This window comes from Anabaena azotica FACHB-119 (assembly GCF_014697625.1).
Lineage (GTDB): Bacteria > Cyanobacteriota > Cyanobacteriia > Cyanobacteriales > Nostocaceae > Trichormus > Trichormus azoticus_A.
Genome location: NZ_JACJSG010000017.1, coordinates 12052 through 34393 on the forward strand (window position 1 = coordinate 12052; position 22342 = coordinate 34393).

The following is a 22342-nucleotide window of genomic DNA, read 5'->3' on the forward strand; positions in this document are numbered from 1 at the left end:
TAAATCTTCTCCCCAGCTTGCTTACACTATGACTAATCAACCTAATGCTCATCATTTAATGCCGGAAAACGAAAAATCATTACAAACCCTATTGCGGGCAATTACCCTATCTCAGGGAGAATTTTCTTTAATTTTTTTGCGTTGTAATTATGCAGCTTTACGTAAAAGTATTACACAACGACTCCATCAACTCTGTCCTGTGAAAATACATGAAATAACCTTAGATGAATCAGTTATCACAGTTTACACTAATATTCATGAACAATTAGGATATAAACACCCACCTGCATTAATTGTCTTTGGGCTAGAGTCTGCCAAAGATATTGATACAGCTTTGATTGCAGCTAATCGAGTCAGAGAAGAGTTTAGAAAAAATTTCCCTTTTCCTGTAATTTTGTGGGTTAATGACAAAGTTATTCAAAAGTTCATCAGATTAGCAACTGATTTAGAAAATTGGGCGACTACTATTCATTTTGAAAGTAGTAATCATGAATTAATGAGCTTTATTCAGAAAAAAACTGATGCAATATTTTTGGGTGATACCATTCCTAATTCTCAGATATGCTGGGAATTAGATAGAGCTATCCAAGATTTGCAAAGCCGAGGAACAGATTTAAACCAAAGATTACAAGCTAATTTAGAGTTTGTTCGAGGCGTACATAATTATTTACAAGATAATGTAGATATTGCTTTAGTTCATTACCAAAATAGTTTAAAATATTGGCAAATCAACAATAATATAAAAAAACAAGGTATATTATTATTTAATATTGGTTCTGCTTATGTGCGACAGGCACAAAAGAATCAGGTAGACAATCAGGAATATTATCAACAAGCTAGAAGATATCTTCAGCAATGTATTGCGATTTTAGAACAAGGACGATTTGACAGTTTAGTTGCTAAATATATTAATCGACTGGGTGAAGTGCTGAGGCAGTTAAATGCTTGGTCAGATTTAAAGAATCTTGCTATCAAAGCTTTAAAGCTACACAGAACTCATCATAATTTGCCACAATTAGCCCAAGCCTATGGCTTTTTAGCTGAAGTTGCTTTAGAAAACGCTCAATATGATGAAGCTAAACTACTGGCTCAAAAAGCCCTACAAAGACTGAAAAATATTTCTCAGCAAAAAATTCATGAACGGAGTTTATATTTATTCATTTTAGCTCGTTCTCAACAACAGTTAAAAGAAATGACAAATGCTATTACTAATTTAGAAATAGCTAAAAATGAAACTCATGCTTCTTATAATCCTCAGCATTATATTGATATTTTAGAAATGCTCAGAAACCTCTATTTTGAACAAGGTCGGTATTTAGCAGCTTTTCATATTAAACAAGAGCAACTCCAAATTGAACAACAGTATGGTTTTCGGGCTTTTGTTGGTGCATCCTATCTTAATCCACAACGACAGGTAATTAATCCCTTACAACAAGTAGATTATAAAGGAACAATTGCTCAAGAAATTACGGCTTCTGGTCGAGAAATAGATGTTCAACGTCTACGAGAGAGAATTAGTAGTACTGAACATAAGCTGACTGTAATTCATGGTCAATCAGGAGTAGGCAAAAGTTCTATTTTGCAAGCAGGCTTAATTCCAGCTTTGCAAGAAAAGCCTATTGGTGAACGTGATGCTTTACCTATATTATTGAGAGTTTATACAGATTGGGTAGGAACATTAGGACAGAACTTAACTCAGGCTTTTGAGGAAGTTAGGGGCTACAAATTATCTGTTAATCTTGATTCAGCAGTAGCCATAAGAGAACAATTACAAAGAAATTCTGAACACAATCTTTTAACAGTGTTAATTTTTGACCAGTTTGAAGAGTTTTTCTTTGTTTATACAGACAAATATCAAAGAAAATATTTTTACGAATTTTTACATTTTTGTTTAGATATTCCTTATATCAAGATTGTGCTTTCTTTGCGCGAGGATTATTTACATTATTTACTAGAATTAGAACGGCTGTTTAATTTAGGAGCCATCAATAATAATATTTTAGATAAGAACATCCGTTATTACTTAGGTAATCTTTTGCCAACAGATGCTAAGGCAATTATCAAAAATTTAACAGAAAAAACGCATTTTTATTTGGAACCTACACTCATTGATAAGCTAGTTGAAGATTTAGCAAGCCAGTTGGGAGAAGTGCGTCCAATCGAATTACAAATTGTAGGAGCGCAACTCCAAACAGAAAAAATTAATACTTTGCAGCAATATTGTCAGTTTGGGACTAAAGATAAATTAGTTGAGAGATTTTTAGAAACGGTTCTGCAAAATTGTGGTCAAGAAAATGAACGTATGGCGCGGTTGGTACTATATTTACTCACAGATGAAAATGGTACTCGTCCTCTAAAAACTCGTACTGATTTGGCATCTGATTTAACGCCAGAGGCAGAAACACTAGATTTAATATTAGAGATTTTTGTGAAATCTGGGCTAGTGTTACTTTTACCAGAAGTACCAGCCGATCGCTATCAATTAGTGCATGATTATTTAGTACCCTTCATCCGTCAACAGCAGGGGAATGAGTTATTAGCAGAACTCGAACAGGAACGCCAACAAAGAAAACAGATTGAAAAAGAGTTAAAACTTGTAGAAACCATACTGGTGCAAGTAAACACAGAATTAGATAAACAACAAGTCGCTCTTAAAGAAGCGCAAGAAGGTACAAGGCTAGAACAGGAAGGCGTTAGCGCTTTACGACAGTTTGAGTTTACCCAATTAGAATCACTCATATCCGCAATGCACAGTGGCAAAGCATTGCAAGCTTTAGTCAAAGATGGTCGCCCTTTAGTCAAGTACCCAGCTACTAGTCCTCTGCTGGCTTTGCAGACTATCTTAGACAACATTCAAGAACGCAACCAATTCCAAGGGCATCAAGGCTGGATTAGGACTGTAAGTTTTAGTCCTGATGGTCAGTATATTCTCACAGCTTCTGATGATTGTACAGCCAGATTATGGAACCTCAAAGGCAAACAATTAGTGAAGTTGCAAGGACATGAAGATACAATTTGGTGTGCCAGTTTGAGCCAGGATGGTAGATATATTGCCACAGCTTCCTCTGACCAGACAGCTAGGTTGTGGAACTGGCAAGGTCAACAATTATCGATCATTACAGGGCATCAGGGCTGTGTGCGGAGTGTCTGTTTTAGCCCTGATGGTCAGTACATTGTTACGGCGGGTGATGACCGCACAGCTAGGTTGTGGAACTTTAGCGGTCAGCAGCTAGCGCAATTTTTGGGACATCAAGCTACAGTCTGGAAAGTGAGTTTTAGTCCCGATGGTAAATATATTGCTACGGCAGGTGATGAGCGCATAGTCCGGTTATGGAACATCAAGGGTAAACTACTGGAGCGCTTTTCTGGGCATCAAGACTGTGTATGGGATGTGGCTTTTAGCCCCGATGGCGAGTATATTGCAACTGCTTCCTCTGACGGTACAGCCCGGTTATGGAACCTGGGCGGGGAACAGCTAACTCGCTTCCGGGGACATCAAGATGTGGTTTGGGCTGTGAGTTTTAGTCCCGATGGTAAGTATATTGCTACAGCTTCCTCTGACCGCACAGCTAGACTATGGAATTTGAATGGTCAGCAACTAGCTCAATTCTCAGGACATCAGGACTATGTGAGGAGTGTGAGTTTTAGCCCTGATGGTAAGTATATTGCGACTGCTTCCTCTGACCGTACCGTTCGCTTGTGGCAGGTTGACAAGCGGCAGTTTCTCAAATTTAGCGGACATCAAAGTACAGTTAGGAGTGTAGCTTTTAGCCCTAATGGGCAACAAATTGTTACAGCTTCTGATGACCGTACTGTCCGCCTGTGGAATATCCAGGGCGAGGAAATTAGGCAGTTCCTTGGTCATCGGGGAAAAGTCTGGACTGTGAGTTTGAGCAAGGATGGCAAATATATCGCCACTGCTTCCTCTGACCGGACTGTGAGATTATGGGATATGACAGGGCAGTTGTTAGGGCAATTCCCTGGACATCAAGGTACAGTTTGCCATCTCAGTTTTAGCCCTGATAGCCAGTATATCGCTACAGCCTCCTCTGACCGGACAGCGAGATTATGGCAACTCGACGGTGAGGAGTTGCGGCAATTTCAAGGGCATGATAAATGGGTGAGGTATGTCAGTTTTAGCGGTAATGGTAAGTATCTTGTCACTGCTGCTGATGACTGTACCGCCAGGTTGTGGAATCTTCAAGGAGAGCAACTTGGGCAATTTTTGGGGCATCAAAGTAGTGTCTGTAGTGCGAATTTTAGTCCTGATGGTCAATATATTATTACGGCATCGGAAGACCATACAGCTAAATTGTGGAGTTTGGATGGACAGTTACTGACCGAATTTAGGGGACATCAAGCCCCGGTGAGCTGTGCAGTTTTTAGTCATGATGGACAGTATATTGCTACTAGTTCTGATGACCGGACAGCTAGGTTATGGAACTTAAATGGACAGCAATTAGCACAATTTAAAGGTCATAAAGGTGCGGTCAGGTGCATTAGTATGAGTCCTGATGCTCAGTATATTGCTACGGCTGCTGACGATCGCACCGTCAGACTATGGCCCATAGAAAATCTCGACCAACTACTGCGGCGTGGGTGTAATTGGCTACAAGATTATCTAGAAAATAATCCTCATGTGCATGAGAGCGATCGCCGTCTGTGCAATATAGTAAAGTGCTGAATAAGTAAATATAGTTTTATCCCATTTACGATTGACTGCACAACAGGTTTTTGCGTCTGAACAGTCTGGTAAAAATTAATCTTTTATAATCAATTACCCAGTAATTATACTAGTAATATCAAGTTCGGCTAATTACTTATAATATGGTTGTTTTGGTCGGTAATGGGTAATAGCTAATAGGTAATTGTTTTCTACCATTAGCAATTACCAATTACCAATTACCAACCCCGAAGATATGATAAGTGATTAAGCGGACATGATATAACTGTATTATTCTGAAATAAGCGTTAATTTTATGCTGATTTCCGGTGCATTATTATGAAATTAAATTTTAATAGTTTTTTTCAAGCTTGCAACCCCAGTAAAACTCTCATTGTCGGGAAACCAGAGGATAAACAATATTATATTGATTTTTCCAAGGTGCGGGGCGGCAAGATTATCGAAGAATTGAAGCGCACAATTAACCGACTTTCACCAGAACCAACCTGTCAATTATTTAGTGGACATATTGGTTGTGGCAAATCTACAGAACTACTCCGTCTCAAAACCGAGCTAGAAGAGCAAGGATTTCATGTAGTGTATTTCGAGTCTAGTCAAATGTTTGATTTGGCTGATGTAGATGTCACAGATATTTTATTAGCAGTAGTTAGGGAAGTAAGCCAAAGTCTAGAAGCAATTAAAATTAACATCAGACCAGGATATTTTCAAAATCTCTTTAAGGAAGTAGTTGATTTTTTGCAAACACCCCTAGATATTGGCGTAGAGGCTGAATTGTCTGTGGGTATTGCCAAAATCACAGCCAAGACTAAAGACAGCCCTAAACTGCGTTCTCAATTGCGGCAATATTTAGAACCGCGTACCAATGGAATATTAGAATCTATCAATCAAGAACTGCTCAAACCTGCTAATGAAAGACTAAGAGAAAAAGGGAAAAGAGGCTTAGTAGTTATTATTGATAATCTCGACCGCATTGATAATACCTTAAAAGCTTCCGGTTATTTTCAACCAGAATATTTATTTGTAGAACGAGGCGAACAATTAAACCAGTTAAATTGTCATGTTGTCTATACAATTCCCTTAGTATTAATATTCTCCAATGCTTTAGGTAGATTAACAAATCGTTTTGGCATTGACCCCAAAGTTTTACCAATGGTTCCGGTACGGCTGCAAGATGGGAACGCATTTGAGGAAGGAATTACTCTACTACAACAGATGGTAATGGCGAGGGCCTTTCCTGGGGTGAGTTGGGAAGGGAGCCAGCATTTAATTACACAGGTTTTTGATAGTCCTGAAACCTTGGAGAGACTTTGCTTAGTTAGCGGTGGTCATCTGCGGAATTTACTGATGTTATTGTTTCGCTGTCTGCAACAAGATGACCCACCAATTTCACGCGACTGTTTAGACAAAGTGATCAAAAAACGCTCCAATGAACTCAGTTTGGCAATTACTCCTGATGAGTGGGAAGTCCTACAAGAAGTAGCCCAAGGCAAAAGCTTGAGAGGTCATGAAAAATATGACCTTCTACTCCGCAATATGTTTGTATTTGAATATCGAGATGAGGACGGTTCGTGGTTTGATATTAATCCCATATTGGCGGAGGCGAAGGAATTTCGGTTATAAATAACACATTCAATAGGTTGTCATTGCTACCCCTGCCAACCTCTGTGCCTCTGTGGTAAAAATTTATTAAACCACAGAGACACAGAGACACAGAGTTAAAAGGTTACAAAACTACTGCCACACAATTCACATTATGAATAATCACCATGATGGAGAAATTTTAACGCCAGAAAACGAGACTGCATTACAAACTCTAGTCAGAGCAATTACCTTTTCTCAGGGAGAATTTTCGCTGATTTTATTACGCTGTAATTATACTGATTTACGTAGGCGAATTACCAGAAGACTCCACGAACTTTGTCCTATAGAAATACGGGAAATTACCTTACAAAAATCAGTGACAACGCTGTATACCAGCCTAGCTGAAAAATTAGGTGAAGAACAGCCACCAGCGTTAATGGTGTTTGGTTTGGAGGAAGCGGAAGATATTGATACAGTACTGAATGCAGCTAACCGGGTACGAGAGGAGTTTAGAAATAACTTTCGTTTTCCTGTTTTATTATGGGTAAATGACCAAGTTCTGCAAAAGTTGATTCGGTTAGCCACTGATTTAGAAAGTTGGTCTACTACTGTCGTATTTGCAAGTTCCACCTATGAGTTAGTTGATTTAATTGAACAAATCACCGATGAGATATTTCATGGTGATATTATCCCTACTGTTCAGGTTTGTTGGGAATTAACACAGGCTAACCAAGATTTACAGCATTGGGGAGTGGAATTAAACCCAACTTTGCGAGCTAGTTTGGCATTTGTAGAGGGTTGGTATGAATATCTACATGATCATATAGATGCTGCTTTAGAAAATTATCAACAGAGTTTAGAGTTTTGGCAAGCAAATCATCATTTAAAAAGGCAAGGTATTTTATCATATCATTTGGGTTTGGCTTGGGAACGTCAGGCGCAAAAGCAGCAGGTAGGTTGGAAAACAGCTAGAGATTATTTCCAAGCAGCTATTACAATATTAGAAGCAGGACAATTTAGCAATTTAGTTGCCAAGTATATTAATAAATTGGGTGAGGTACTGCGACATTTGCAAGCTTGGGATGAGTTGCAAATTCTGGCACAAAAATCTTTGCAGCTACAGCAAAATTATGGTTCAGCCTTGCAGGTAGCTCAATGTTATGGCTTTTTGGCTGAGGTGGCTTTAAATAAATTGCGGTGGTATGAAGCGCAGAAATTCGCTCAACAAGCATTACAAAACAGTGAAAGTATATCTCATGAGCCAATTAATGAGCGTGGTTTGTATCGGTTGATTTTGGCAAGCTCTCAATATGGTTTACAACAAATTGGTGAGGCTATTACTAATTTAGAGTTAGCTAAAGATGAGAGCAATCATCAATATAATCCCAGGCTTTATATTAAAATTTTAGAAACTTTGCGTCGTTGGTATTTTGATGCAGGCGAATATCTCAAAGCTTTTAGGTTGAAGTTGCTGCAATTACAAATAGAACAACAATATAAGTTTAGAGCATTTGTTGGTGCTTCTTATCTGAATCCCCAACGTCAAGAGATTAATACTGCACAGTTGTCAGGCATAAAGGCAGAAACAATTGCTGATGAAATTAGGGCTTCTGGGCGGGAATTAGATGTTGATGGACTAAGAAATAAGATTAGTAGTAATCAACATAAATTAATTGTGATTCATGGTCAATCTGGGGTAGGTAAAAGTTCAATTTTACAAGCGGGTTTAATCCCTGCTTTGCAGCAAGAATCTATACAAGCGCGAGATGCTTTACCTGTTTTGGTGCGGGTTTATTCAGATTGGGTGGGAGTGTTGGGACGGCGTTTGTCAGAGGTTTATGAGACGTTGCGGGGAGATAAGTTAGCTGTTGAGTTAAACTCAACCGCAGTGATGATTGAGCAATTACACCAGAATAATCAACGCAATTTGCTGACAGTGTTAATTTTTGATCAATTTGAAGAGTTCTTCTTTGTTTATCAAGATAAAGCACAACGGCGAGACTTTTATAAATTTTTGCAGATTTGTTTAGATATTCCTTTTGTGAAGGTTGTGCTGTCTTTGCGGGAAGATTATTTACATTATTTATTAGAGTTAGAACGTTTATTTGATTTGGGTGCTGTTAATAATAATATCTTAGATAAGAGTATACGTTATTATTTAGGTAATTTTTCGATAGAAAATACTAAAAAAGTTATTCAAAGTTTGACTGAGAGAACCGAGTTTCATTTAGATGATGGACTGATTGAGCGATTAGTTAGTGATTTAGCAGGGGAATTGGCAGAAGTCAGACCGATTGAGTTGCAAATTGTGGGGGCGCAGTTACAAACTGAGAATATCACTACTTTAGAACAGTATCGGCGAGCAGGTACTAAAGAAAAACTGGTTGAGCGATTTTTAGAAGATGTAATTAAAGATTGTGGTGTGGACAATGAACGGGCTGCGCGATTAGTTTTATATTTACTTACAGATGAAAATGGCACAAGACCGCTAAAAACTCGTGCTGAGTTGGTAGATAATTTGGCGGCAGAAGTTGATAAATTAGATTTGGTTTTAGAGATTTTTGTTCAGTCTGGGTTAGTATTGTTGTTACCAGAATTACCTGCTGACCGTTATCAATTGGTGCATGATTATTTAGTGGCTGTTATTCGGCAGCAGCAGGGGAATGAAATATTAGAAGAGTTAAAGAAAACACAAGCGCAGTTAAAGCAGGAACAAGAAGCAAGGCAGATATTAGAGGAGGCTAAAAAAGAAGCTGAGGAGAAAATTAAGCAAGGGCGTAGGAGTTTAAAAGTAAGTTCTAGTTTAGCAATAGGTTTGTTGATATTTGCTGGTTTAGCTTATGTGTATGCGGTGAATCAGGTTAATCGGGCAAATGATGCTAATGCAAAATACAATACAGCAAATACAAGCTTACAAGAAACGAAAAAGCAACAAGAAGAATTAATAAAGAATGCAAAAAATTTAGAAGATAAAAAGAAAGATGCAGAAGCAAGGTTGACAGAAGCACGGAAGAATACACAAAATGCAAATTCAAATCTAAAAGCTGCTCAAGCAAAATTGGATCAAGAACAGCAGCAAGCAAAAAAATTAAAAAACGATAACGCCGAAGCGAAAAAAAGAGTTGACGCAGCCCAGTCAAATGTAATAGAGGCTAGAAAGAAAACAGAAGAGGCACAAAGACAGCAACGAGATGCAGAAAATAAAGCTAAACAAGCTAATGAAACCTTAAAAAAAGCAAATTTAGCATTGAAACAGGCGCAAGCAGCCCAACAGGAAGCACAGAAGGGAACAGAACTAGAACGGTCGGGGGTAAATGCTTTAAGACAGTTTGAATATGCAGAGTTGGAAGCTTTGGTGTCGGCAATGAAGAGTGCTAAAGATTTGAAAACATTGGTTAAAGATGGTCGTTCTCTGGAAAAATACCCAGCTATTAGCCCGATGTTTGCCTTGGATAGTATTTTAAGCAAGATTCAAGAACTCAATCAATTGAAAGGGCATCAGGGCTGGGTCAATAGTGCGAGTTTCAGCCCCGACGGCAAAACCATCGCCACCGCCTCCTCTGACAACACAGCGCGGTTGTGGACAGCCCAGGGGCAACTGTTACGCGAATTGAAAGGGCATCAGGGCATTGTCTTAAGTGCGAGTTTCAGCCCCGACGGCAAAACCATCGCCACCGCCTCTTCTGACAAAACAGCGCGGTTGTGGACAGCCGACGGGCAACTGTTACGGGAATTGCAAGGGCATCAGGGCAGTGTCTATAGTGTGAGTTTCAGCCCTGATGGCAAAACCATCGCCACCGCCTCTTCTGACAAAACAGCGCGGTTGTGGACAGCCGACGGGCAACTGTTACGGGAATTGCAAGGGCATCAGGGCTGGGTCAGAAGTGTGAGTTTCAGCCCGGACGGCAAAACCATCGCCACCGCTTCCGATGACAAGACAGCGCGGTTGTGGACAGCCCAGGGGCAACTGTTAAGGGAATTGCAAGGGCATCAGGGCATTGTCTTAAGTGTGAGTTTCAGTCCCGACGGCAAAACCATCACCACCGCCTCCTCTGACAAAACAGCGCGGTTGTGGACAGCCCAGGGGCAACTGTTACGCGAATTGCAAGGGCATCAGGGCTGGGTCAATAGTGTGAGTTTCAGCCCCGACGGCAAAACCATCGCCACCGCCTCCGATGACAACACAGCGCGGTTGTGGACAACCGAGGGGCAACTGTTACGCGAATTGCAAGGGCATCAGGGCTGGGTCAATAGTGTGAGTTTCAGCCCTGACGGCAAAACCATCGCCACCGCCTCCTCTGACAAGACAGCACGGTTGTGGACAACCGACGGGAAACTGTTACGCGAATTGCAAGGGCATCAGGGCAGTGTCTATAGTGTGAGTTTCAGCCCCGACGGCAAAACCATCGCCACCGCCTCCTCTGACAACACAGCGCGGTTGTGGACAGCCCAGGGGCAACTGTTACGCGAATTGCAAGGGCATCAGGGCTGGGTCAGAAGTGTGAGTTTCAGCCCCGACGGCAAAACCATCGCCACCGCCTCCTCTGACAACACAGCGCGGTTGTGGACAGCCCAGGGGCAACTGTTACGGGAATTGCGAGGGCATCAGAGCTGGGTCTATAGTGTGAGTTTCAGCCCCGACGGCAAAATCATCGCCACCGCCTCCTCTGACAAGACAGCGCGGTTGTGGACATCTGACGGGAAACTGTTACGCGAATTGAAAGGGCATCAGGGCAGGGTCTATAGTGTGAGTTTCAGCCCTGACGGCAAAATCATCGCCACCGCCTCCTCTGACGGGACAGCGCGGTTGTGGACAGCCCAGGGGCAACTGTTACGGGAATTGAAAGGGCATCAGGGCATTGTCTTAAGTATGAGTTTCAGCCCCGACGGCAAAATCATCGCCACCGCCTCCTCTGACAAGACAGCGCGGTTGTGGCCTGTGGAGAGTTTAGACCAGTTGTTGCTGCGGGGTTGTAAGTGGTTGCGATATTATGTGAAAAATCCAACTGCGAGTGAGGAGGATAGAAAATTGTGTGTGGGAATTACGGAGTAACCCACCCCTAACCCCTCCCAGGAGGGGAACTGGAGATGAGGGGGATGAGGGAGATGAGGGAGTAACCCACCCCTAGCCCCTCCCAGGAGGGGAACTGGAGATGAGGGGGATTTTTTGTGGTTTTGTGAGCGATCGCACCACATGAAATAATAGATGCGATCGCCTACACCATCAACTACACCTCAACAGGATTTTTGGTTTTTTGATGCTGTGCAGTAGCAATTAACCATTTACCGCCAGAAGGTGCTAAGGTGACACCTCGGCGGATGGGTTTGACTGGATAGTTATCCACTAATGCTAAATCTAGATTTTTTAGCACTGTCGCCAACACCAATTTCATCTCATACAAGGCAAAAGCCATTCCCAAACAGCGCCGATTACTGCCCCCAAAGGGTAGATACTCGTATAGGGAATACTGCTTTTCTAAAAACCGTTCTGGCTGAAACTCTTGCGGTTGGGGATATAAATCTGGTCGGCGGTGCATTAAATAAATGCAGCCTACAAGCATTGTTCCCGGTGCAAATTCATAACCACCTATTTCTAGAGGTGTCTTGACAATACGCGGAATAGTAACCATCGCAATGGGGTAAATGCGTAATGTCTCCTGACATACAGCCGTTAAATAAGGTAGGCGAGTGAGTTCGTTTAAGTCGCCTTCACCAAAATTATCTAACTCAGCCACAAGTTTTTCACGCACTGACGGTAGTTTGTGAATCCAGTATAAAGCCCATGTCAAAGCTGAGGCGGTGGTTTCATGACCAGCGACTAACAAAGTCATCAATTCATCACGTAACTCGACATCGGTCATGGGTTCGCCATTTTCATCCCGCGCCGCCATCATTAAGGTCAGAATATCAGTCCGCGATGGGTCTGGATGATCTCTGCGGTCTTGAATTTCCGCATAAAGCAGTTGGTCGATTTCCTCTCGTTGACGCAAGAAATTTCCCCAAGGACTCCAGCGACCTAAATCTACTTGTAATGCAGGGAAAAAGGACAGAGACGCACGCAAGCCAGAAGCAGTTAAATCTAAAATGTCACACAAGCGTTTTTCTAGTTTGGTGTAACGTTCTCCTGCACTTAAACCAAAAACTGCTTGTAAAATTACCCGCAAGGCGATTTCCTGCATGGAATTACGCACAGAGAAAGGTTGACCAAGTTTCCAGTTACTGATAACTTCTGTGGTGATGTTAGTAATGATATCACCGTAAGCTTTCATCCTTTCGCCATGAAAAGGTGGCGTTAATAACTTACGCTGACGTTGGTGAGTTTCTCCAGACAGCAACAGTAAAGAGTTTTCCCCTAATAAAGGTTGTAAAATTTGCGCTGAAGCTCTAGCATCTAACTGTTCTAATGGCGCAGTAAAAAGTTGCTGTACTGCTTGAGGATTACTTAAAAACACCATTGGCTGTTGATTAGTTAGCCACAGTGTAAAACAATCACCGTGAGCTTTGGCAGATGCTTCCATTAATTGCAATGGCTGATAAATCCACTGCAATAGCTGTATAAATTTTGGGCTTTGTGGACTATCTGGAAGTTTCATGACAAATGCTCCTATTGGCACTATCTCCACTAAGCTAACAGAAGTAGAAATAACTGGAAAATTTATTGATAAAATCTATCCCTGGATATTTTGGATTAATAGGCGATCGCCACTAGAATAACCTAGTTAATTAAATTTTTTATACCTAATTTATATGGTAGACAGTTATATTGTTGAACTATTTGTAATTGGTCTACTTTTGCTAGTCGTTACATTAGGCTCTGGTTGGATTTCGCGTTTACCTCTATCTTTTTCGCTGATATATTTATTTGTAGGTATAATTCTTGGCCCTTACGGCTTTAATTTAATAAGATTACGGCAAGATGATGTATTTAATGCCTCATTACTAGAGAAGATTACAGAATTTGTGGTTATTGTTTCCGTCTTTAGTTGTGGATTAAAAATTATCAATCCATTTAGACGTGGTGTTTGGGATATTACAAGCCGTCTCATCGGCTTTTTAATGCCTATTTCCATTGTTGGCATCGCCCTTGTAAGTAGATTTTTATTAGGTATGGGTTGGGGAGAAGCTATATTATTAGGAGCGATTCTTGCCCCTACAGACCCAGTATTAGCTTCAGAAGTTCAACTAACAGATATTAATGATAAAGATGAGTTACGCTTCGGTTTAACTTCCGAGGGTGGGCTAAATGACGCTTTAGCTTTTCCCTTTGTTTATTTTGGACTGTTTGCCATTAAAGATAACAATTGGCACAACTGGTTTAAACAATGGGTGGCAGTTGATTTAATTTGGGCGATCGCTGCTGGTTTGGTTATGGGTTTTATTGTCGGTAAAGCCATAGTTTGGATTGACCAGAAAGTGCAAAATCGCCGTTCTGCTGATGCCTTGATGGAGGATTTTGTCGCTATTAGTGCAATTTTATTAACCTATTCTCTCACGGAAATTGTTAATGGTTATGGATTTTTGGCGGTATTTATTGCTGGTTTAGTCGTCCAAGATAGTTATAGCAACCCTGAAAGACCATTAGCACAATTAGAATTTGTCGAACGATTAGAAAAACTCTTAGAAATTGGGACAATTTTATTATTAGGTTCAATATTGTTATGGCAACCTATAGTTAACTATGGCTATCAGTCATTCATCATCATGATTTTCCTATTCTTAATTATTAGACCTGTGGGAGCCTGGATCAGCACCATTGGCAAACGTCCTTTAGACTCCCACCGCCGCAACTTCCATCCGGGAACCCGTTGGTTATTTGGCTGGTTTGGGATTCGTGGTGTTGGTTCCTTATATTATCTTGCCTACTCTTTAGGTAATGGTTTAAAAGACGAAGCAGGCGAACAAATTGCTTGGATAACCTACACCACAGTGGTAGTTTCTGTGATTATACATGGCATCTCTACTACGCCCTTAATGAATTGGTACGAACGCAGCATTGCAAAAGAGAAGAAAATTGCTGCACCGGAAACTTTGAGTGAGGTAGAGTAGGTTGAGTGCTGGGGACTGGGCTAAATAGAGGGGTTTTTCAGCCTCTCTCCTTTTAGGGGAGAGGTTTGGAGAGGGGTCAAATCTTATCTATCGAACTCACATGAATACTCAGCACTCCTTACTCAGCTTGGAGAATTTCCTCGTCTACAGAAAAATCTATTTCGGCTTTATCCCGTCCATTTGCTAAATAATCGTTTTCAAAAGCGTCAGCTAACCCGGAAATTAAATCGTATTGGGGTTGCCAATTTAACTGGGTTTGTGCTTTGTTGACTGAGGCAAAGAAATGTTGTACACGCATGGGAAAGGCTTTGCGTTTGCCAAAGTCAAATTTTTTCGGGTCGTAATGGATAATTTTAATCTCATCGGGTGATTTGCCTGTTGCTTGGGCGCAAGCACGGGCTAAACCATCAAAGGTGACGTAGCGATCGCCAGAAACATTATACACCTGTCCAATCGCCTGTTGATTCCCAATCACTTGCGACATTGCCTGGGCTAAATCTTTGACATGACCAAGTTGAGTGATATGTAAGCCGTTACCGGGAATAGGAATTGGGCGATCGCGTACAATTCGATCAAAAAACCAGCTTTCTAAATCGTTATAATTAAGCGGCCCGTAAATGTAGGTAGGACGAATCGAAGTAAAGGGTAATCCTTTTTGTTGTAAATAGGCTTCCGTCTCATGTTTACCCTTGTGGCGGCTTTTGGGGTCTACCTGATCACCTTCGATATGGGGTAATTGGTCAGATTTGAGGTAAACCCCCGCAGAACTCATATAAACAAAATGCTGCACCCTATCTTGAAAAATTTCCGCCAGTGGTTGAGTATCGCTTAACTCCCGCCCGTTATTGTCAAAAACCACATCAAAATTTTCTTGTGACAATTTATCTTTAAGCTGCGTGGCATCGGTGCGATCGCCTATAATTTGTCCTACTCCCTGTAAAACTGGTAGCGGTCGATTACCACGATTAAAAAGTACTACTTCATGTCCTTGTTCCACAAGAATTTGAGTAAGATAAACACCAATGAACCTAGTACCACCGATAATTAAAATTCTCATACGTTACCTCTGTTAGGGACTGGGGACTGGGAACTGTTAGGGACTGGGGACAGGGGACTGGGGACAGGTCATAGAAAATCACCTGTAACCTGTAACCTGTAACCTATAACCTGTAACCTATTCCCTCTCCCCAATCTGAGGTTATCAGGTTGCTGTATCCCTCTGGAACCTCTCCTCGAAGAATTACGTCTTGTGGTTTTATCTGGGGGCTTCCCATGTCTTGGTCACAAAGGGAAACTTTGCAGTTAACCTCACACATTGCTTAAGTTATCTTCTACATCTTAAAGTTAGCTGTGCCCTTGAAATATGCTCTTGTTCATGAGTGGCTGACACCAAAAGCCACTGGTGGTTCAGAACTCGTGGTGCGAGAAATCCTGAATCACATTGATGCCGATTTATACGCCCTCATTGACTTTGAGTCCATAAACCCTGAAAGTTATTTATATCAACGTCAGATTGGCAAAACTTTTCTCCAACACTTTCCTTTCGCCCGTGAAGGTGTCCAAAAATACCTGCCATTTTTACCTTTGGCGATTGAACAATTAGACTTACGCCAGTACGACGTAATTTTGTCTTCATCCCATGCAGTCGCCAAAGGAGTCCTAACTACTGCTGACCAATTACATATTTGCTACTGTCATAGTCCCATGCGTTACGCCTGGGACTTAACCTTTGATTATTTACGGTACAGCAAGCTAGGGAGTGGCGTAGCTGGCTGGATAACCCGATATTTGCTGCATCGTCTCCGCCAATGGGATGTATTAAGTGCTAATCGAGTGGACTACTTTATTGCCAATTCTCACTACACAGCCAAGCGGATATGGCGTTGCTATCGCCGGGAAGCCGCAGTTATTTATCCCCCGGTAAATGTAGCAGAGTTTCCCTTTTTACCAGAGAAAGAGGATTTTTATCTAACAGTTTCCCGATTAGTGAGCTATAAACAAGTATCTCTAATTGTTAAAGCGTTTAATACATTACAAAGACCATTAGTAATTATCGGTACAGGTTCACAGATGCAAGAGATTCGCCAGCTAGCTAACTCTAATATTCAAATTCTGGGATGGCAACCTGATGATGTAGTGAAAAAGTATATGGCAACAGCCAAAGCGTTTGTCTATGCTGCCCGTGAGGATTTTGGCATAGCTTTGGTAGAAGCACAAGCTTGTGGGACTCCAGTAATTGCTTATGGTATGGGGGGTGCAACGGAAACTGTTAGGGATGTACGATTTTATAAAGATACAGGAACAGGTATATTTTTTAAAATGCAAACAGAAGCAGCTTTGGTGGAGGCAGTGGAGAAATTTGAAATGTATCAAGATGCTCTTGACCCTGAGTATATGCGATCGCACGCTGCTGAGTTTTCCCCGCAAAACTTTGCCAAGCGCTATCTAGATTTTATCGACCAGTGCCATCAACAAAAGCCTAATTTAGCAGGTTAGGCAAAATTTTTTTAATTGTTTTGTATGCTTTTGGCAATTTAACCCCAGAAGCACCTCCTTTTGGCTTTAAGATTGGGACTATGTGTGGTGTGGATTATTAAGGAGTATGATGACTGCCCAGAGTTCACTCCTCTCCGGCAAGCGACGCTTACAGCAAAATGCTAGCTCGTCTATGCGTTCTACTGTCAAGCGTGGTCAAAAAACAAAGACACCTAAAATCAAACCCAAAGGTTTGTCTTTGCAAGGTATCAACGGAGAGTTTGCGAAAAGACTTTTCGATATTGTGTTTTCGTTATTGGTGTTGATTCTCTTCTCACCAGTCTACTTAATTTTGGCCTTGCTGATTGCTTTAAGCTCCCAAGGCCCAATTTTTTATGTCCAAGAAAGAATCGGCCAAAACTACAAACCCTTTAATTGTATTAAATTTCGGACAATGGTCAGCAACGCTGACGAAATCCTCGTGCAGATGATGGAAACCTCACCACAGTTGCGACAGGAATTTGAAAGCAGCTTTAAGCTCAAAAAAGACCCAAGAATTACGAAGATTGGTAGATTTTTGCGAATCACTAGCTTGGATGAATTTCCCCAATTCTGGAACGTTTTAAAAGGGGATATGAGTGTTGTTGGCCCACGTCCCCTAGTTGAAGAAGAATTACCAAAATATGGTCATCATATTGAGCAAGTCTTGACAATTAAACCGGGGATCACTGGATTATGGCAGGTTTCTGGACGTAATGACATTCCCTATCCCCGACGAGTGCAAATCGATTTACATTACGTTAAATCTAGAACTCTTTGGTTGGACTTATGGATCATATTGAAAACAATTGATGTGGTAATTATGCCCAAAAACAACGGAGCGTACTGACAAAAACGTTTCTTTTTGCTAGGGGCATTTTTTGCCCCTTAAGAAAATTCATATCATGTGCATTTGATAATAAGTCATAGAAAAATATCTACCTACCACCTATTACTATTATCAAATATATATCTTTAACTAATTTGAACATCATAGCTGCCAACTAAAATCAAATAATATTTATGACTCATATCAAGTTCGGCTAATTACTTATAATATGGTTGTTTTGGTCGGTAATGGGTAATAGCTAATAGGTAATTGTTTTCTACCATTAGCAATTACCAATTACCAATTACCAACCCCGAAGATATGATAAGTGATTAAGCGGACATGATATCATTCCTGATTTTATCAGGACTTATGCAACTGGCGCTTGGGGTAGGGTGCGTCAGATGTAGAAAATCCTTGAATATGTACGAAATTATTGAGTTAATTTGATGATGACACTTGCGTAAGTCCTACTATAAATACATTTCTACCTAGTTTCTTTGCCGACCTCTGTCCCCTGTTGATCAGAAATCAAGCTAAATGCTTATATGAATTAATTTCCGCTTAATAAAACTGGCATCTGTGTAAAGTTTTAGCAAAGAAAAATATCAGTCAAATCTTAGAGACATAGGTAAGAAGCCCCAAGTAGACTAGCTTGTCCAACTCAAGCCTTAACTTTTTTGGTAAAAATAGCTCTATATTAAGTAGATTTATTTACGATACAATCCACGTATTCATTAAAACACGTAAGTTTACCGTTAGGTAATTTAGTGATTACCTGTTAGGTTGTATCAATTGACCTGCAAAATGTCATCACAGCAAAAGGAAATACACAAAGTATGAGCCAAAATAAGCGAGCATTAATAACTGGTATCACTGGTCAAGATGGTTCATATCTAAGCGAATTTCTATTAGAACAAGGTTACGAAGTACATGGTATTATTCGCAGAACTTCTACCTTCAATACAGACCGCATCGATCATATTTATGAAGACCCCCACAAAGAAGGGGTACGCTTATTTCTACACTACGGCGATTTAACCGATGGTACGACACTGCGCCGGATTTTGGAAGAAGTTAAACCCACAGAAATTTACAACCTGGGCGCTCAATCTCATGTGAGAGTCAGCTTTGATTCACCAGAGTATACAGTAGATGCTGTAGGCATGGGGACACTGCGGTTATTAGAAGCAATTCGTGACTATCAGCATCGTACAGGTACTGAAGTACGCTTTTACCAAGCTGGTTCTTCAGAAATGTATGGTTTAGTACAAGCCGTACCTCAAAGCGAAACTACACCCTTTTACCCCCGTAGTCCTTACGCTTGTGCTAAAGTATATGCTCACTGGCAAACAGTAAATTACCGTGAATCTTACAATTTGTTTGCTTGTAATGGTATTCTTTTTAACCATGAATCACCCCGTCGAGGGGAAACTTTTGTTACCCGCAAAATAACTAGAGCCGTGGCTCTAATTGTTGCAGGTAAGCAGAAAAAAATCTATATGGGTAATCTTGATTCTAAGCGAGATTGGGGTTATGCCAAGGATTATGTGCGGGCAATGTGGTTGATGTTGCAGCAAGACAAACCAGATGATTATGTCATCGCTACAGGCGAAACCCACTCTGTACGTGAATTTTTAGAATTGGCATTTAATCATGTAAATCTTAACTGGCAAGATTATGTAGAGTTTGATGAGCGTTATCTCCGCCCCGCAGAAGTAGATTTATTAATTGGTGACTCCACTAAAGCAAGAGAGAAATTAGGCTGGAAGCCTTCTGTCACCTTTGAGGAACTGGTGGCGTTAATGGTAGAAGCAGACCTGCAAGCCCTTGGTCAGACTTCACCTAATGGTCATGGTTCATTGCTGCCACAGGATCTTGCTACTATTCGTCAAGAACTGGGTGTACTCCACTTCTGATTAATCTGCCAAGGATGAAAATATGACTTCCTTAGAACTAAAAAATAAACGAATTCTCGTCACTGGTGGGGCTGGGTTTCTGGGTCGTCAGGTAATAGATCAGCTGTGTCAGGCTGGGGCTGATACAGCTAAGATTACTGTACCGCGATCGCGCGACTTGGATTTGCGTGTCTGGGAAAACTGCCAACGCGCCGTTGATCAACAAGACATCATCATCCACCTAGCAGCCCATGTCGGCGGTATCGGACTCAACCGGGAGAAACCCGCCGAGTTATTCTACGATAACTTGATCATGGGAACTCAGCTAATTCATGCAGCCCATCAAGCTGGAGTAGAAAAATTTGTCTGTGTAGGGACAATTTGTGCTTATCCCAAATTCACCCCAGTACCCTTTAAAGAGGATGACCTGTGGAATGGTTATCCAGAAGAAACCAATGCACCATACGGGGTGGCGAAAAAAGCTCTTTTAGTCCAATTGCAATCTTATCGTCAGCAGTATGGTTTTAATGGTATATACTTGCTGCCAGTAAATTTATATGGGCCGGAAGATAACTTTGACCCCGGAAGTTCTCATGTTATCCCCGCATTAATTCGCAAAGTTTATGAAGCCCAAGTCAGGGGTGACAAACAACTTCCCGTCTGGGGTGATGGTAGTCCTACCCGTGAGTTTCTCTATTCTGAAGATGCAGCGCGGGGCATTGTCATGGGAACTCAATTCTACAATGATTCTGAACCCGTGAATCTGGGAACAGGTTATGAAATTTCTATCCGTGATCTAGTCACTCTCATCTGTGAATTGATGGAATTTGACGGCGAAATCATTTGGGAAACCGATAAACCCAACGGTCAACCCCGTCGCTGTTTAGATACCGAACGGGCCAAGCAAGCTTTTAATTTCACCGCCCAGGTAGACTTTAAGCAGGGATTGAAGAATACCATTGATTGGTATCGGCAAAACGCTAATTAATCAGTTATCAGTTATCAGTTATCAGTTATCAGGTGATGTTAACTGTTCACTGATGACTGTGAGGCAGTCGGAGTCTTTTCTAAGAGAAGCTGCGCCTTCCCTACGGGACGCTTTGCGTTCACGAAATGTCCCATAGGGAAGGCGGTTTCCGTCGAGTCCGAACTGCCGAACCCTCTGGGTTAACTGACAAGCCTACTCCCCAGTCCCCAGTCCCTAAAATTGAACCAAGCAAGTAACTATCAAAAAAGTAAAGTAGAACTACGTCGGGGTTTAATTCAAACTCGGCGGTCGATGTCTGTTGGGGAATGGCGAGAAAAAAGCGATCGCATCTGTACTCTCTTGCAATCTTCCCCGCTTTTTACCCAAGCAAAAACTATACTTGCCTATTTCAGCTTTCGTCAAGAACCAGACCTCAGCCCTTTATTTGCCACCACTACGCACCGTTGGGGCTTTCCTCGCTGCGTTGGTGAATCCCTATACTGGCATAGTTGGACACCTGGAGAACCTTTAAATACAAATGCCTACGGTATCAAAGAACCATTACCGCAAGCACCAATTATCAATTCTCTTGAAGTTGATTTAATTCTCGTTCCCAGCGTTGCTTGTGACCATCGAGGCTACCGTTTGGGGTATGGTGGTGGCTACTATGACCGTCTGTTGAGTTCTCCAGAATGGTCAACAAAGCCAACTATCGGCATTATCTTTGATTTCGCTTATTTGCCACAACTGCCTGTAGAAACTTGGGATCAGCCTTTACAAGCAGTCTTGACAGAAACATCTTCTTGTGTTTTCTGTTAACCTCTGACAGTTATAGCAGTCTTCTGATAGGTTAGGACATCATACAATTTTAAAACCTTTAGTTTCAAAGGCTTTCAGCCCTGTTATATCATGTCCGCCTAATTAGTTGTAATTCGGTGCATCTGTGCAAAAAGGTGAAAAGTCTTTCTCCCCCTGCCCCCTGCCCCCTTGCAGTCTTAATGATAAGTCTTTTACCGGACACGATATTACCTGTCACCTATCACCTGTCCCCTGCTATAACTTGTCTTCACCTACCTGTTGAAAATCCTCGCCAACAATAAACCTCTTTGTGTTATCGGCAGGATAAGTCTTAACATAAATAAGACAACCATCTTTTGAAGCAGGGCTATAAGGGCAATTTGGTGAATAACGCACCCAACTGTAAAGCGGATAATCCCCTAACTCATCACTCCAAGTTCCTTGAATCACAAAAATTTCTTTAACCTCAGTCTCGACGACATCAGATAAACTAGTACCAGGCTGCCACTGTTCAATCCAGACTTTCTCTGAGTAATCTATCTGCTCATAAATTGGTTTAACTTGAATTTCTGGAATAACTCCAGGTTGCGAGGGCAACTCAAAAATATTTACTCTAACTTGCTGACGAGTTTTTCCGCCATGTTGGCGTAATTTCACAAAGGTTAAACATCCTTCATCGCTGTAGGGACGGTGGATAAAACCCTCCGGGTTTAACATATAAGTTCCCGGAGGATGCACGCCAATTTCGTCTTTAAAAGTACCGTCAAGAACCAAAATTTCTTCTCCACCTGGATGACCATGTAGCTCAAAAAAGCCCCCTGGCTCAAATTTAGTCAGCATTGTCACTGGATGCTCTTGAACTTCTTGATCAGACTCAAAACAACCAAATAAAATCCCAGTATAAACTGTGGGATACCAAGTTAAAGAATTGTATAAAACTGCCGTGCGACTGAGTAAATTTTCATTAATTTTTTGTGGTTGCCACTGAACTGAAGAAGATGCCATAGTCAGATTTTAGTTGTACT

Annotated in this window: 13 protein-coding genes; 10 read left to right on the forward strand and 3 right to left on the reverse strand. The window is 41.3% G+C overall.

What is annotated here, in order from left to right:
• Nucleotides 1–28 precede the first annotated feature (28 nt).
• From H6G83_RS14005 to H6G83_RS14015, 3 genes are all read left to right on the forward strand, one after another.
• Nucleotides 29–4684, forward strand: a complete 4656-nt coding sequence (locus H6G83_RS14005; RefSeq protein ID WP_190473063.1) for a WD40 domain-containing protein — start codon at nt 29–31, stop codon at nt 4682–4684.
• Between the two features lie 318 nt (nt 4685–5002).
• Complete coding sequence (locus H6G83_RS14010; protein WP_190473066.1) at nt 5003–6304, forward strand: ATP-binding protein; 1302 nt, start codon at nt 5003–5005, stop codon at nt 6302–6304.
• Between the two features lie 133 nt (nt 6305–6437).
• On the forward strand, nt 6438–11318 hold the full coding sequence (locus H6G83_RS14015; protein ID WP_190473069.1) for a WD40 domain-containing protein: 4881 nt from the start codon (nt 6438–6440) through the stop codon (nt 11316–11318).
• A 175-nt stretch (nt 11319–11493) separates the two neighbouring features.
• Here H6G83_RS14015 and H6G83_RS14020 read toward each other — a convergent pair whose 3' ends face one another.
• Nucleotides 11494–12858, reverse strand: a complete 1365-nt coding sequence (locus H6G83_RS14020; RefSeq protein WP_190473072.1) for a cytochrome P450 — start codon at nt 12856–12858, stop codon at nt 11494–11496.
• Between H6G83_RS14020 and H6G83_RS35925 the strand changes: the two genes are divergently transcribed.
• Both H6G83_RS35925 and H6G83_RS14025 read left to right on the forward strand, forming a co-directional pair.
• Nucleotides 12857–12979 carry a hypothetical protein gene (locus H6G83_RS35925; RefSeq protein WP_277876339.1) on the forward strand — a complete coding sequence of 41 codons (123 nt, stop codon included), beginning with the start codon at nt 12857–12859 and terminating at the stop codon, nt 12977–12979. The two genes, H6G83_RS14020 and H6G83_RS35925, sit on opposite strands and share 2 nt — an antisense overlap.
• Before the next feature lie 33 nt (nt 12980–13012).
• Nucleotides 13013–14311, forward strand: a complete 1299-nt coding sequence (locus tag H6G83_RS14025; protein ID WP_190473074.1) for a cation:proton antiporter — start codon at nt 13013–13015, stop codon at nt 14309–14311.
• Between the two features lie 118 nt (nt 14312–14429).
• On the opposite strand, the gene H6G83_RS14030 is transcribed toward H6G83_RS14025, so the two are convergent.
• Nucleotides 14430–15368 (reverse strand): NAD-dependent epimerase/dehydratase family protein, encoded by a 939-nt coding sequence (locus H6G83_RS14030; RefSeq protein WP_190473077.1) that lies wholly within the window; start codon nt 15366–15368, stop codon nt 14430–14432.
• Nucleotides 15369–15661: 293 nt separating this feature from the next.
• Between H6G83_RS14030 and H6G83_RS14035 the strand changes: the two genes are divergently transcribed.
• The 5 genes from H6G83_RS14035 (at nt 15662) to H6G83_RS14055 (ending at nt 21338) form a co-directional block, all read left to right on the forward strand.
• Nucleotides 15662–16807: a glycosyltransferase gene (locus H6G83_RS14035; RefSeq protein WP_190473080.1), complete on the forward strand. Its 1146-nt coding sequence runs from the start codon at nt 15662–15664 to the stop codon at nt 16805–16807.
• A 109-nt stretch (nt 16808–16916) separates the two neighbouring features.
• Complete coding sequence (locus tag H6G83_RS14040; RefSeq protein ID WP_190473390.1) at nt 16917–17675, forward strand: sugar transferase; 759 nt, start codon at nt 16917–16919, stop codon at nt 17673–17675.
• An 818-nt stretch (nt 17676–18493) separates the two neighbouring features.
• A complete protein-coding gene (gene gmd / locus H6G83_RS14045) occupies nt 18494–19573 on the forward strand; it encodes a GDP-mannose 4,6-dehydratase (RefSeq protein ID WP_190473082.1) in 1080 nt (359 codons plus the stop codon).
• A 22-nt stretch (nt 19574–19595) separates the two neighbouring features.
• The gene (locus H6G83_RS14050; protein ID WP_190473085.1) at nt 19596–20540 is read left to right on the forward strand and encodes a GDP-L-fucose synthase family protein; all 945 of its coding nucleotides are present in this window, start codon (nt 19596–19598) and stop codon (nt 20538–20540) included.
• A 219-nt stretch (nt 20541–20759) separates the two neighbouring features.
• On the forward strand, nt 20760–21338 hold the full coding sequence (locus H6G83_RS14055) for a 5-formyltetrahydrofolate cyclo-ligase (protein ID WP_190473088.1): 579 nt from the start codon (nt 20760–20762) through the stop codon (nt 21336–21338).
• Between the two features lie 234 nt (nt 21339–21572).
• On the opposite strand, the gene H6G83_RS14060 is transcribed toward H6G83_RS14055, so the two are convergent.
• Entirely contained in the window at nt 21573–22322 is a 750-nt protein-coding gene (locus H6G83_RS14060; RefSeq protein ID WP_190473091.1) for a cupin domain-containing protein, read from the reverse strand.
• Nucleotides 22323–22342 lie beyond the last annotated feature (20 nt).

Bases quoted from the DNA above. Each gene is read 5' to 3' on its own strand.
- H6G83_RS14005 (WP_190473063.1), top strand. From the start codon at position 29: ATGACTAATCAACCTAATGCTCATCATTTAATGCCGGAAAACGAAAAA.
- H6G83_RS14010 (WP_190473066.1), top strand. From the start codon at position 5,003: ATGAAATTAAATTTTAATAGTTTTTTTCAAGCTTGCAACCCCAGTAAA.
- H6G83_RS14015 (WP_190473069.1), top strand. From the start codon at position 6,438: ATGAATAATCACCATGATGGAGAAATTTTAACGCCAGAAAACGAGACT.
- H6G83_RS35925 (WP_277876339.1), top strand. From the start codon at position 12,857: ATGACAAATGCTCCTATTGGCACTATCTCCACTAAGCTAACAGAAGTA.
- H6G83_RS14020 (WP_190473072.1), bottom strand. From the start codon at position 12,858: ATGAAACTTCCAGATAGTCCACAAAGCCCAAAATTTATACAGCTATTG.
- H6G83_RS14025 (WP_190473074.1), top strand. From the start codon at position 13,013: ATGGTAGACAGTTATATTGTTGAACTATTTGTAATTGGTCTACTTTTG.
- H6G83_RS14030 (WP_190473077.1), bottom strand. From the start codon at position 15,368: ATGAGAATTTTAATTATCGGTGGTACTAGGTTCATTGGTGTTTATCTT.
- H6G83_RS14040 (WP_190473390.1), top strand. From the start codon at position 16,917: ATGACTGCCCAGAGTTCACTCCTCTCCGGCAAGCGACGCTTACAGCAA.
- gmd (WP_190473082.1), top strand. From the start codon at position 18,494: ATGAGCCAAAATAAGCGAGCATTAATAACTGGTATCACTGGTCAAGAT.
- H6G83_RS14050 (WP_190473085.1), top strand. From the start codon at position 19,596: ATGACTTCCTTAGAACTAAAAAATAAACGAATTCTCGTCACTGGTGGG.
- H6G83_RS14060 (WP_190473091.1), bottom strand. From the start codon at position 22,322: ATGGCATCTTCTTCAGTTCAGTGGCAACCACAAAAAATTAATGAAAAT.